The sequence below is a fragment of the Chryseobacterium sp. CCNWLW53 genome (genome assembly GCF_037083525.1).
Lineage (GTDB): Bacteria > Bacteroidota > Bacteroidia > Flavobacteriales > Weeksellaceae > Chryseobacterium > Chryseobacterium lathyri.
Window position 1 is genome coordinate 39,915 of sequence record NZ_JBAOJR010000003.1, and the last position, 13,551, is coordinate 53,465.

The 13,551-nt window shown below is 31.9% G+C and carries 16 protein-coding genes and 2 pseudogenes; all 18 read left to right on the forward strand.

The genetic code is table 11. The features are described from left to right. Positions 1–2: 2 nt before the first annotated feature. The 18 genes and pseudogenes from V6R96_RS09155 to V6R96_RS09240 all read left to right on the forward strand — a co-directional run bounded on the left by V6R96_RS09155 (position 3) and on the right by V6R96_RS09240 (position 13,527). Positions 3–3,518, forward strand: a complete 3,516-nt coding sequence (locus V6R96_RS09155) for a DUF6443 domain-containing protein (RefSeq protein ID WP_336379118.1) — start codon at positions 3–5, stop codon at positions 3,516–3,518. Positions 3,519–3,522: 4 nt separating this feature from the next. Further along, complete coding sequence (locus tag V6R96_RS09160) at positions 3,523–3,987, forward strand: hypothetical protein (protein ID WP_336379117.1); 465 nt, start codon at positions 3,523–3,525, stop codon at positions 3,985–3,987. Between the two features lie 359 nt (positions 3,988–4,346). Continuing rightward, positions 4,347–4,766, forward strand: a pseudogene (locus tag V6R96_RS09165) (RHS repeat-associated core domain-containing protein); the annotation flags it as partial. A gap of 67 nt (positions 4,767–4,833) precedes the next feature. Beyond that, positions 4,834–5,448, forward strand: a complete 615-nt coding sequence (locus V6R96_RS09170; protein WP_336379116.1) for a JAB-like toxin 1 domain-containing protein — start codon at positions 4,834–4,836, stop codon at positions 5,446–5,448. Between the two features lie 3 nt (positions 5,449–5,451). Next, a complete protein-coding gene (locus V6R96_RS09175) occupies positions 5,452–6,123 on the forward strand; it encodes a hypothetical protein (RefSeq protein ID WP_336379115.1) in 672 nt (223 codons plus the stop codon). Positions 6,124–6,188: 65 nt separating this feature from the next. Then, positions 6,189–6,383, forward strand: a pseudogene (locus V6R96_RS20770) (RHS repeat-associated core domain-containing protein); the annotation flags it as partial. A 304-nt stretch (positions 6,384–6,687) separates the two neighbouring features. Further along, positions 6,688–7,497, forward strand: a complete 810-nt coding sequence (locus V6R96_RS09185) for a hypothetical protein (RefSeq protein ID WP_336379114.1) — start codon at positions 6,688–6,690, stop codon at positions 7,495–7,497. A 71-nt stretch (positions 7,498–7,568) separates the two neighbouring features. Further along, positions 7,569–7,703 (forward strand): hypothetical protein, encoded by a 135-nt coding sequence (locus V6R96_RS09190; protein WP_336379113.1) that lies wholly within the window; start codon positions 7,569–7,571, stop codon positions 7,701–7,703. A gap of 29 nt (positions 7,704–7,732) precedes the next feature. Then, on the forward strand, positions 7,733–8,128 hold the full coding sequence (locus tag V6R96_RS09195) for a hypothetical protein (RefSeq protein WP_336379112.1): 396 nt from the start codon (positions 7,733–7,735) through the stop codon (positions 8,126–8,128). 142 nt (positions 8,129–8,270) lie between these two features. After that, positions 8,271–8,735, forward strand: coding sequence for a hypothetical protein (locus V6R96_RS09200; RefSeq protein WP_336379111.1), 465 nt, complete (start codon positions 8,271–8,273; stop codon positions 8,733–8,735). A gap of 213 nt (positions 8,736–8,948) precedes the next feature. Continuing rightward, positions 8,949–9,365 carry an RHS repeat-associated core domain-containing protein gene (locus V6R96_RS09205; RefSeq protein ID WP_407934755.1) on the forward strand — a complete coding sequence of 139 codons (417 nt, stop codon included), beginning with the start codon at positions 8,949–8,951 and terminating at the stop codon, positions 9,363–9,365. 45 nt (positions 9,366–9,410) lie between these two features. Next, positions 9,411–9,836, forward strand: coding sequence for a hypothetical protein (locus V6R96_RS09210; protein WP_336379110.1), 426 nt, complete (start codon positions 9,411–9,413; stop codon positions 9,834–9,836). Positions 9,837–9,847: 11 nt separating this feature from the next. Continuing rightward, positions 9,848–10,183, forward strand: a complete 336-nt coding sequence (locus V6R96_RS09215) for a hypothetical protein (RefSeq protein ID WP_336379109.1) — start codon at positions 9,848–9,850, stop codon at positions 10,181–10,183. 97 nt (positions 10,184–10,280) lie between these two features. Further along, complete coding sequence (locus tag V6R96_RS09220; RefSeq protein ID WP_336379108.1) at positions 10,281–10,481, forward strand: hypothetical protein; 201 nt, start codon at positions 10,281–10,283, stop codon at positions 10,479–10,481. Beyond that, a complete protein-coding gene (locus V6R96_RS09225) occupies positions 10,481–10,651 on the forward strand; it encodes a hypothetical protein (RefSeq protein WP_336380190.1) in 171 nt (56 codons plus the stop codon). The genes V6R96_RS09220 and V6R96_RS09225 overlap by 1 nt, the downstream gene beginning before the upstream one ends. Positions 10,652–11,183: 532 nt before the next feature. After that, positions 11,184–11,813, forward strand: coding sequence for a hypothetical protein (locus V6R96_RS09230; RefSeq protein WP_336379106.1), 630 nt, complete (start codon positions 11,184–11,186; stop codon positions 11,811–11,813). A 195-nt stretch (positions 11,814–12,008) separates the two neighbouring features. Then, the gene (locus V6R96_RS09235; protein ID WP_336379105.1) at positions 12,009–12,440 is read left to right on the forward strand and encodes a hypothetical protein; all 432 of its coding nucleotides are present in this window, start codon (positions 12,009–12,011) and stop codon (positions 12,438–12,440) included. Between the two features lie 250 nt (positions 12,441–12,690). Beyond that, a complete protein-coding gene (locus V6R96_RS09240; RefSeq protein WP_336379104.1) occupies positions 12,691–13,527 on the forward strand; it encodes an RHS repeat-associated core domain-containing protein in 837 nt (278 codons plus the stop codon). Positions 13,528–13,551: the final 24 nt, after the last annotated feature.

A 13,551-nucleotide genomic window follows, 5' to 3' on the forward strand; every position in this document is an offset into this window, starting at 1 on the left:
CGATGAAAAAAATAATTATCCCGATCAGTGCATTATTTATAACGGGTTTAGCTCATGCACAGCTTTCACCGACAGAAAATTACGTCTATTCAAAAACATATCTTTCAGACCCTACCCTTTCAACTCCAAAAACCTCAGAAACCGTTCAGTATTTTGATGGCTTAGGAAGACCAAAACAGGTAGTGAATGTCAAAGCTTCACCATTAGGAAAAGATATGGTTACCCATATAGAATACGATGGGTTCGGAAGACAAGTGAAGGATTTTCTTCCTATTCCTCAGTCAGGAACCCTGAATGGTGCTATTGTTCCAACTCCATTAGCCAATGCTCCATCGGTATATGGTTCAGAAAAGATCTATGCAGAAAAGGTTCTGGAAAACTCTCCACTGGATCGAATCCAACTGCAGGTTCAGGTTGGAAATGACTGGGCGAACAAACCCGTAGCTTTTCAGTATGGCACCAATGCTCAAAATGAAGTTTATAAATTTACAACCAATACCACCTGGGTAAATAATGCCACATCATCAGCATTAGTTCTGGAATATTTTCCTGCTAACCAACTGTATAAAAATACAGTAACTGATGAAGATGGTAATGTTACTATAGAATTTAAAAATGGACAGGGGCAAGCTATATTGGTAAGAAAGGTTAATGATGGAGGGAATATAGATACTTATTATGTATATAATGAGTATAACCAGCTGGCATTTGTTATCCCTCCCAAAGCATTAGCAGGGCCTATTACAGAAACAGTGTTGAATGATTTGTGTTATCAGTACCGCTACGATGGCAGGGGCAGACTCGTAGAAAAGAAACTTCCTGGAAAAGGCTGGGAATTCATGGTGTATAATAAGGCTGATAAACTCATTATGAGCCAAGATGCCAATATGAGGACATCTTCGAATTGGATGTTTACTAAATATGATAAATTTGGAAGAGTCGCTTATACGGGTATTTCAATAACTTCCCTTACAAGGCAGGCATTACAAACCAATGCAAACGCCAGTGCCAATGTATATGAATCCAGAAGTACAACTACCTTTACAATGAATGGAATGCCTATATATTATTCCAATGTGGCTACTCCTGTAAATGTAGGAAGGGTCTTAACCATCAATTATTATGATTCTTATCCTGGGTACAGCTTCAATCCTTCTTTTCCTTCCACAATTCAGGGAGAGCCCGTGTTAACCGAAACTTCTTCAGCCGAAGGAAGAAGCACTAAAGGATTTCCTATAATGAGTCTGGTTAAGAACATCGAAGACGATAACTGGACAAAAAATTACACCTATTACGATACCAAAGGAAGATCCGTAGGAACCTATTCTATCAACCACTTGGATGGTTATACCAAAACAGAATCCAAACTGGATTTTGCAGGTGTTCCCCAGATTGTTGTTACCAGACATAAAAGATTGAATACAGACACGGAAAGAGTTATCACAGAAAACTTCACCTATGACCACCAGAACAGGCTGCTCGTACACAAGCATCAGGTAGATACTAATCCTGAAGAAATTCTTGCTCAGAATAAGTATAATGAACTCTCCCAGCTGGAATCCAAAAAAGTTGGCGGAGTATCATTAGCGTCCCCTTTACAGATTATCGATTACAAGTACAATATCCGTGGATGGATGACCAATATCAATGATCCGGCAAACCTGGGAACCGATTTGTTTGGATATAAAATTAATTACAACCAGGTTGAAGGGCTGGAAGTTCCGGATGCTTCTGACAGTGGACTCATGGTAAAACCCAAATACAATGGGAATATAGCTGAAGTATCTTGGAAAACTCTGACTCAGGAAAATGAGCCTTTGAAAAGATATGGTTATGTATATGATCCTATAAACAGGCTGACAGCAGGTTTTTATCAGAGCTCAGGAAATGAGACAGGAAGGGAATATTTTGAAAAGCTGGAATATGATCTTAATGGAAACATCACCCGATTAAAAAGATCAGAGGGATTACTGCCAGGTAGTACTACAGCACTGATGATAGACAATCTTAAATATGACTATGTTGGAAACCAGCTTACAAAAGTTACTGAAGAACAGATTGGAAACAGCAAGGGATATCCCTATGTAGCAGCTCCCACAGCCATAGGGTATGATCTGAACGGAAACATGCTGAATCATAAAGATAAAGGCATTTCATCAATTCAATATAATTATTTAAATTTACCCAAACAGATTACCCAGAATGCTCAGGTAACAAATTACGTATACAGAGCAGACGGTGTAAAAGTGAAAAAGCTCTTTGGAGATATAGAAACCAATTATCTGGACGGATTCCAATACAAGTCAACATTTCAAGTAGAATCCTGGAATGGTGAAGGAATTTATCATTCAGACCCTAATGAAATTCCAGAAGTAAAGCTGAGAATTATTCCTACATCAGAAGGATATTATGATGCAATAAACAATGCATATATCTATAATTTTACAGATCATTTAGGAAATATAAGGCTGAGTTATACCGACACTAATAAAGATGGAATTATACAGCCAAGACAATATTATTGGAAACAATGTGATGAACCATCAGGCCCATGGGTACCCGTTAATTGTATTGATGGATGGAAACCTGGAGAAATTGTAGAAGTAAACAATTATTATCCTTTTGGATTGCTGCACAATTATACTGCTACCACGAAGAATGCTTATCAGTACAAGTATAATGGAAAGGAGCTTCAGGAAACCGGAATGTATGATTATGGCGCAAGATTCTATATGCCAGATATTGGAAGATGGGGTACGGTTGACCCATTGGCTGAGCAATATCGAAGCCATTCTACATACAACTATGCTGTGAATAATCCTATAAGATTTATTGATCCGGATGGAAGAGGTATAGAAAGCACTCATACAGATAAATTTGGCAACGTTGTTATGGTTGCCAACGATGGAGATAATGGCGTTTATAAGCACTCTGGAGATACCCAAGAGACATTAGAAGAATTAGGTAAATCTTATAATTCGGAAAGCAATACTGCAGCAGGAGGAGAAAAAATGGGAGAAACTGAATATTGGGATGAATTTGTTAATCCTGATACCAACATAGCAGAAGGAACAATACACTTTGGAATGGAACAGAGCTGGGATCCTTTAATATTAGATGCCAATGAACATTCCAAAAAGAGTGGTCTGATGCAAACAATGGAAGAATCTAAATTAAATAAGCCGCTTGATATTAAGAATAATAAAGATTGGGCACCAGAAGGTCCAATGACAGGACGCTTGTTAAATGGTAAATATGCTACTGGAAGATCTGCAGGTAATTATTTAGCAGGATTAAATGGAGTAACTTCACAATTATATGGATTTAAAATAAGTGGCATAACTTATATGAAATTGGCGGGAGCTTATCAAAGAGGATTGTTAGATACTTTTACGGCTGGTAATATTGTTGTATTTGGACCAAGCTATGGACCTGCTCCCTACTATGGAGAAGAGCCATACTCTGGAAGACGAATTTTAGAAGGAATAAAAGGAGGGGAAAAAGCTAACAATAAATAATATTATGAAAAGTTACATTTATATAGTATCATTACTTTCATTGATTTTAGTATCTTGTAATAATGAATTAGGAAATCAGCAATTAAATCAAAGCGAAATAATTTCCAGTAAAGGAGAGCGTATTTATATCTCGACAATTAACTTGGGTATGACTGGAGACAAACAATTTACAGTAATAACCAATAAAAAAATAATGGATGTAAAAGATTTTGATAAAACTAATAGCTTGGAAGGTTTAGATCCTTTTATATATAGTTTTTCTAATGATACATTAAGTTTATATTTTAGAAGCTCTGTTAAATATAAAGTCCCATTTAATACTGAATCAATAAAAATAGATTATATTGTATTAAATAATGCTGATTATGTACAATTGTATAAAAAAAGTTTTGATAATAAACTATATCATTCTGTACCCCATCATAATGGTTCAACTGGTTATCCTAATATACCAAAGGCACCTAAATAAGATTTTAATAAGATAACAATCGACCCTCATTTTTATGAGGGTCAATATTATTGGCAATATAATGTTTGGAACTTATATTTTTATCATATCTGAATTAGTTAAATTCCAATATCACCAATAAATATAACAAATTTATATCAAAATACATCTCATTCTAATCAATCTCAAACCTATCTAACTATTCCAAAGGTGATTTTCAGGATATGAAGATTGACAAGTGAACCCCGGATATTAACAAGTTATAAAACTCATATTAAGTCTCTTTAATGGGAATTTAATCTCCATTAAAAGACTTTACATTTGCAAAATTTAAAAATAAAAACAAATGAGAAAACTCTATATGAGCGTTTAGTGGATTATATATTTATAATTATACAGATCATTTAAGAAATGTTAGATTGAGTTATACTGACACTAATAAAGATGGAATTATACAGCCGAGGCAATACCGTGTACAGCAATGTGATGGACCTTGGGATCCTTGGAATCCACCCAACTGCATAGATTACTGGACGCCAGGTGAAATTGTAGAAGTAAACAATTATTATCCTTTTGGATTAATGCACAATTATACTGCTACTACTCAAAATGCTTATCAGTATAAATATAATGGAAAAGAGTTGCAGGAAACAGGGATGTATGATTATGGTGCGAGATTTTATATGCCGGATTTAGGAAGATGGGGAGTTGTGGATCCGTTGGCGGAGAAATATCAGCCAATGTCTCCATATCATATGTCTGGAAACAATCCAATTTTTTATGTAGATTCTAATGGAATGAACTATGATGATTATGGAGTTGATAATAATGGAAATGTCACCTTAATTCAAAAAACTGAAGATAACTTTGATAGGCTTTTATGTAGCTAAAAGTGGTTCTGATGGAAATGCTGAATTAGATTCCAAAGGTAATGCACAAAAAGTAATAGGTGGAGAAGGAAAAGAAAATAAGGACTATGTGAAAGTGAATAAAGAAAACAAAGAAAGTGGAACACTTATCAGTCAGCTTTCAGGTAAAGATAGCAGTGGATTGAGTCATGGTACAACAAATAACTTTACAGATGCAAGAAAAGTATTTCAGTTTGCAGCAGATAATTCTTTTAAAGAATGGACAATAGGCGGATTTAGAACCGGAGAAGGGAATGAATTTTTAGTTGGAACTTCTCATGTTGCTGATAAAACAATTGCACCTTGGGCATTTGGAGAGAAAGGACTAACATATGAGAATAATATATATGCTGGACACACTCATCCATATTCTACAATGCCACAACTTCATGATGTAGGAATATCTAATCCAGATGCCTATAATTTTATATACTATACAGGAGCAGGTTATAAAGGAGGAAGAGAAAATTATTTTGTTCCTTTCAGTATTATAAAGGATGCAAATGGCAAATCAATAGCTTCTCCGAAATTGAACCAAAGACAACAAGTTAAATTACCTAATCTAATTAAATAACAAATGAAGATAATATATTTAGTTATAGCATTTTTTGTATGTAGCATTTTTTATGCACAAGAAAGATTATCATTTTTGAAAAATAATGAATTTAAAGAAGAGGTCAAAAAAAGTATAGAATATTTAAATAAGACTAAGGCTATTCCTACTGAAATTAAGAACAAGGTTGTTTTTATTACTTTTGATTTTGATGATATTTTTGATGAATCACAAACAGAAATTATAGGTATTAATTATTCAACATATTTACCAAATAAATACTCTGTTTTAAATATGAAAGGAGAATTTACAACTAGTTCTCAGAATGATATTTTATATTATAATTATTCGAAAAATATTGTATTTATTTTTTTTAAGGGATCCCAATATCTGGATAAGGAACAAATGAAAGAATTATCAAAAGAAATTCATATTAGTAAAGAAAATCTTATGAAATCAGAATTTTTTAAATATGAAAAAGGTAATAAAGCTACGTTAGATGTTGTTGAAAATTTTATTTCTTTAGAAAGGAAAACCGATAAATTTACTCCCGTTCGAGTAAATACGTTTGATTTAAAAACTTTTATGGAAGTATGGTACGGCTTAGATGCAAAAGAAATTCCGGTTAGTCAGATAAAATATAACGGAACAATCAAAAAGGATTCACAATATAAGTTTCATACACATCCAAAATAATCCTTTTCGCCCTACAATTTTATCGTGTGACAGATTAAAAAAAGAAACTCGCAATTTGCGAGGTTGCTTATCAATATAAGTACAATGGAAAGGAGCTGCAAGAGACGGGTATGTATGATTATGGCGCGAGAATGTATATGGCGGATATTGGAAGATGGTATGTGGTGGATCCACTAGCGGAGAAGATGACAAGACATACTCCTTATAATTATACTTTCAATAATCCGATTAGGTTTATAGATCCTGACGGAAGACAAGGAGTAGATATTATTATCTTAACCGAAAATGGCTCTTTTAAAGCTTCAAAAGATTTAATGTATAAAACAGAAGAGGGAAAAAGGATACGGGATAAGTATGGAACTAGTAAAACGGATGATGTTTACATAAAATCAAGTACTTTTTCTTCTAAAGATTCAAGGACTGGCGCAGAAACATATAGTTTGGCAGGTGATGAGAGTTTTGTTAAAGTAAATGATATTGGAAAAACTTATTCAGCAATGGAAAGTTTTGATGGAGTAAATATATCAAAATCAGGCGATAAACAAGTTCATTTGATGGCAATTAATGAATCTTTTTTTTCCAAATGAAGCCTCAGATAGTTATTCAAAATCAGAAGTAACGTCTTCAGGAAAAACAGTAACATCAGAGTATAATTTATCAGACTTAACAAAAATTGTTTATCACGAATTTAAAGTACATATAGAAGATAGAACTGGAGATGCCGATAAAGATCATAAAAATTTTGGTGAATCGACTTTTAAAGGATATGTGAGGCCTAATTCTCCTATGGATAAACTTGAAAATCAATTAACTAAAGTTTTGAGAACTCTAAATGAAAAAAATATAATGAAAAAAAATAAAATTTTATTTTTCTTAGTATTAATATGTGCAAATTTTGTTCGAGGTCAAGATTTAAAACTTTTTTCTCCAATCTTAATTAGTAACATAAAATCAATAATAATAAATGGGGAAATGAATAATCAGGCAGTAGTTGATTATTTTAATCCAGATCTTAACGAGATGCGAAAGGAAGTTCTACAGTACAGTTCAGATTCAAATGCATTAAAATTATACGATTCTGAATCTAATTCATATAAGCCATCTTTATTTTTGAATAAAAAGAATAAAGAAATTGTTTCTACTAAAAATAATTTTGGTGTTTTTAGATCTTTTAATTTAATTAAGAAAAATGACAGGCTTTTTGAGGCTGTGTCAGCAACTGGATCATATCCAAGTCATTTTGAAAGAATTAAGTCAATAGAAATATTGGAGAAGAGCCAAAAATTTTTAATAATAAAAATTAATTATTCTGATATTTATGGTTACAAAGGCTATAGTGTTTTAGTTTTACAAGATTATAAATATGCTAAATAATTAGATTTGTACCCCCTCGCTTCGGGAGGGGTATTTTTTTACATTGCTACAATATTTTTATTAAAGGATGGATGACCAATATCAATGATCTGGCAAACCTGGGAACCGATTTGTTTGGATATAAAATTAATTACAATCAGGTTGAAGGGCTGGAAGTTCCTGATGCTTCTGACAGTGGACTGAAAGTAAAGGCAAAGTATAGCTGAAGTATCCTGGAAAACTCTGACTCAGGAAAATGAAAAACATAATTTTAACACTATTTTTAATTGCTTTTTCTTGTAAAGAAAAAGATAATTTAACTGAAAAAAAAATATTTTTTTCAAATTTAACTGAACCACAAAAAAATATTTATATTGAGCTATTGTACTATTATCCAGCAAAAGATAAAAAGCAATCAAATTTTTATCTTGTAAAAGATATCCATACTAATGATACATTGTATGTTGTTGATAAAGATAGCCTTCCTGTATCTGATTTTATTAAGAATTATAATGGAATAGAAAACACAGCCACAGTTTTGAGAAAAGGAAAATTAAAAAATAAAAAAGAATATTTATTAAATGTTCCTTCAAATTATAATTTGAGTAATAAAAAACTATACTTAGGGGAGCTTATCAGAATAATTGATTAATCCCCTGTTATAAGAAGTCTGGATCATGTTCCAAACATATTGATAATAAAAATAGCGTTAATTTCGACACTTTTTTTTAAATTAACTCTAAAAATAAAGGAATGATTATCACTGGTAATTTAAATCTTAAATCATTAGAAAGATGAAAAAAATCACTCTAATTATACTATTCTTATTTCTCTATTCTTGTAAAGAAAACAGCAATCAATTTTTTGTATCGGATGAAATATATACTATTATATTAGGAAGTATTCAGAAAGAAAATAAAGAAAATAAAAACTTAAATTTTTTTTACATTTTTACAAAACACGATACATTAGTTGTTTTAGCTACGTCAAGAGAAAATGAAGTTTTTCCTATTGATCGACTTAGTAAGTTAGGAGCATTTAAATATAAAGACAATAAAGTTATTATAGCAGAATCTTATAACCCCAAATATAATATTGTTAAAAAAAACAATGCTCTTGATAATGATTTTATAAAGGATAAAAAAAATAGAGGGTCATCTGACGAGGATGTGCAATACGGATATATTTATAAAATGATAACTCCTAACAATATCGATTTAATAAAGAAAGGAGAACTTAAAGAATTTTTTATTAAATAAAACAAAAGTATCTGCCCATATCTATATACGTGGTAGACTTGTATATGGGGAGTCAAAAAATGGCAACCAAATTAATCGTGTTATTACGAATGTAAGTACAAATTTAAACAGGTACAACATCAAACCATAATATAGGACAGGAAGTTTTAAATAAGTTTCATGGGGTTCATATAATAATACAAGTACAACGGCAAAGAGCTGCAAGAAACTGGTATGTATGATTATGGAGCGAGGATGTATATGCCAGATTTGGGAAGATGGGGAGTTATTGATCCGCTAACGGAAAAGATGACGAAATATAGCCCTTATAATTATGCATTTAATAATCCGATAAGATTTATTGATCCTGATGGTAGAAAATCTTCTCCATGGACTGAAAAGGTGTATGCTAATCAAACATTGGATGTTACTTATACCGGGGCCGATGCTCAAGCCGCTTTTAGTTTATTGCAAAGTTCTATGAATTCGCAGAAACCTAAAGACGATATATACTTAAATAAAAATGGGAAAGTTTCTACAGTATTCAGAAATTCAAAGCCGAATAGATTTTTTGATGCAGGTAATGGAAATCAGGAACTGTTCTTCAATGATCCAGGGAATGTAGACAAACTTGCTCAAGGGAAAATATAAAATATAGGAGATCAAGTGTATTATCCAATTGATTACAATGAATTTTTGAAGGCAATAGCAAGTGTTCCCCATACTAACAAAATTAGAACTTTGCTAGCGCAGGGAAGACTCGGAAATACTGTAATATCTCCAAGTGCCCAACTCTCGGCTTATGCTATGATTGGTTATGAATCTACTTATGGAGAAGCAGATTTTTCAGCACATTATTTATCTCGAAAACTGGATGTTGGTAATAATGTTAATCAAAATGATACTTTTTACCATGTGAGATTTGGAAATACGAATACTATTTATAGCCTAATGGATGCTGGCAACTTTATGTGGGGAGGATGGTCAAAATTTATTGGATTGTTTAATCATGAAGTAACCGGTGGAGTTAATACTTACGAATATATTTATAACGGTAGAGCAGATACCAATGCGGATTCAAAATCTATATTTAATGGACGTGCATTTCTTTTATCAAAATAATTTAATTAGTTATGAAAAAAATACTTAATTTCTTAAATCCTACAAAAATATTATCAATATTTATATTATTTATTATTAGTGTTGTTTGTATTTATCAAATAGACTCTTACAAGTATAAACAGATAAGAGCTGGTTTAATTTTTTTATATTTTATCCCAGGTTTATTTATCTTTATTCCAGTGCTTATTTATAATATAAAGAAAAGTAATAAAGAGAATAATTTAAAAAATAAAATAATTTCAATTATTCCTTTAATTTTAATTATTTTGTATTTTTTGTACATTTTTTTTATGGTACTATATGCCGTAATATGTCAGTGGTTAGGGGTTGAAAATCAAATGGGATAAAATTAAAATTTGATGATAAGAGTAAGTTGTTATTCTAGCTGATTAAAGATTTATATTTAGTTGTGGAGAAATTTTTAACAACAGGAAAATAAAAATCATGAATATAAAAAAACACTTAATCCTTGCTCCAAGTCTCCTTGCTGCTGCTTATGCTTTGATTGGTTACGAATCCACACAAGGAGAAGCAGATTTTTCAGCACATTATTTATCAAGGAAATTAGATATAGGAAATAATGTTTATGCAACGATTCTTCTTATCATTTTAGATTTGGAAATACCAATACAATGTACAGTTTAATGGATGCAGGCAATTTTATGTGGGGAGGTTGGTCGAAATTTATTGGCTTAACTGCAGCTGAAGTAAAAGCAGGAAGTAATGCAAATGAAATTAGATATGGTCACTTTGACAGTAAAGCCGATCAACGTGCAATTTTTAATGGAAGAAAATTTTTAACTACTGGAAAATAACAACAATGAACATAAAAAAAATATTTAGTCCTTATTATATTTTAATATTTTTTATAATATTTATATTAATATTCATATCTGTAAACTATTTAGGGGAAAAATTTATCCCATTGGATGACAAATATGTCTATACTAGAAGTGTGCAATTATATAACATTGTTTGTTTCTTCCCGGGTACTTTTATTTTTTTCGTTATTTCAATACTTAATTTCAGCACAAATAAAAAATTAGAAAATAAAAAAAATATGAGAGTTTCTCTTATTCCCATTTGTTTAATAGGTCTACTTTATTTATATATTTTTTTAATGCTTTTTTATGCTGTTTTTATAAGAGATATAGGGGTAGATTAGTGAGGCTCCCTCTCACGAAATAGATTTTGAGATAAGAAACATCTGTGGATAAAGAAAGCCTTTATTAGTAGGGTGTTAAGAATGTAAGTTACTTATTATCAGTATTTACCAATTCGCACATACTGATGATAATGCTAAAAGAAGTTTTGCCAAAAACAGCGAAGGAGCTCTTGAAGTAACAGATGCCAACAACTATTATCCCCCCCCCGCTACCGCACGATTGCATCGTGTGGCAGATAAGAAGATGGGGTGTGGTGGAACCGTTGAGTGAATTACAATTTGCTTACAATCCATATTCATATGTTTATGGAAACCCTATAAGATTTAACGACCCAACAGGAATGATTGGAGAGGAAGATCCACCAAAGAAAGGTTCTACTCCTAATAATCCTATTGAAATTGGAGAGATTATATTGACAAAAAATGTAACTGATTCTAAGCTATCATTTATGGGAATCCAAAGTTTAAGTGCTTATCATGGTTCTCAGGATAGATTAGCTTTTGGTATCAGAAATAGTAAAGCAGCTCTTGCTACAGAAAAATTTGAAAGAACTCTGGCTTTTACCATGGGAACTTTCCTAATGGGTGGAAGTAATCTTCTAGCTTCTGCAGGATGGGCTACTCTTGATGCGGTGGTTGATTATCAAGGCCCTGAAGATCAGGAAGCTATTCAAGTTGTTCAATTGGCAGCAATTGCTGTTCAAGTGAAGCATGGTAATGTTTCTGCATTAAATAAAGCAGTAAATTTCCCTTCATGGAAAAAAATTGCTGTTGATAGAACATATTGCTTCAGGCCATATGATTGGAGGTGAAAGAGTTTCTTCTTTAAAAACTTTATTTTCAGCAAATCTCAAGTTAAAAAATTAGTTATAAACGCTTATAAGAATAGTAAATTAGTAAAAACTCAAGGAGAAAGAGTTCTCTTTCAAGGAAACGGGATAGAAATGTGGGTAAATAAATCCACTAAAACGATAGAAACCGCATGCCCTATTGTCAAATAAACAAAAATGAATAAAATAAAATTACATATAGACAAAAATTCTTTCAGAAAATACAAGGAAACTATTACGGGAATTATTTATTTGGAAATTAATGATTTTTTATTTCCTGAAAAAAATTGGAATGATCTTATCATTGTGATGATGAATAATTGGGTTAAGTCATTAAGAGATATTAAATATAAAGTTTCCGAACACGCTGAACTGTTATTTTTTGATGGTCCTTTTTTTATAAAAGTTAAAATGTTAAATGAAGAAGATTGTATAATTGAGTTTTTTGAAGATCATAGATCAAAAAATATTTTATCTACTGTGCAAATAAAATTTGAGATTTTAGTTAACGAAGTTTTTCAAATTGCAAACTTATGTAGTACATTATGTAAAAAACAAAACTGGGAAACCGAAGAATTGAATAAATTAGATATTTTATTGCAAAAATAAATTCATATAACACAAAAACCCGCTCTTGCTACAGAAAAATTTGAAAGAATCTGGCTTTTACCATGGGAGCTTTCCTAATGGGTGGAAGTAATCTTCTAGCTTCTACAGGATGGGCTACTCTTGATGCAGTAGTTGATTATCAGGATGAGGCCCCCTCGCTCCCGCACGATTACATCGTGTGGTAGATAACTAAAACAACCCTGTGTTGCAGGTATTTATCAGTCAAGTATAATGGCAAGGAACTAAGGAGATGGGAATGTATGACTATGGCGCAAGATTCTATATGCCAGATCTTGGAAGATGGGGTGTTGTGGATCCTTTAGCGGAGAAAATGCCAAGCTGGTCGCCGTATAACTATACCTTTGATAATCCAGTAAAATATACTGATCCTGATGGAAGAGAACCATTTAATGAGTATGATAAGAATGGCAAGATGATTAGTAATTTAGGTGGAAATAAAATAGATTTTTACCATCAAAGAAATGGAGATACTAAAGTAGTTAGTCGAGAAACTGGAGCTTCAAATATTATTAAAGGCGGAGAATCTATTATTCGTGGTTATACTCATAGAGGAAAAGATGTAGGATGGGGAACTATAACAGCTGAATATTTTGGAGGAAGTGGACCTGCTCGCAGTCTATTTAGTGATTTTAATGATGGACCTTTTGCTTCTCTAGATAAGTCATCGTCTCCATATTCTTCTTTAGCAAGACAGGGTGTACTAAATTCAAAAAATTCAAAAGGAGTCGTCAAAATGGATTATCTTCAAGCTAACCCCATAACAGCAAATTTTGATTTTTATGAACAAATGTGGGGAAGATCAAATATATCTTGGTATAAATTAGGAGATGAAACACTCTTTCTAATGACTGATTCTAAATCACAAGAGTCATTGTTTTATAGATTACCAGTAAATAATTTTGAAAGAACCGAAGGAAGGGTAAATAGCTTTGGCAATACATATCAGACTTATATATGGACTGAAAGCAAATACGAAGTTCAACAGAAAGCAGTTAACCCAACCTTAAAGAACGTTTTTAAACAAACTATAACACCGCCATCTATATTAACAAGACCTAGATTTTAAATTGAACATCTTAAATTTAATAAA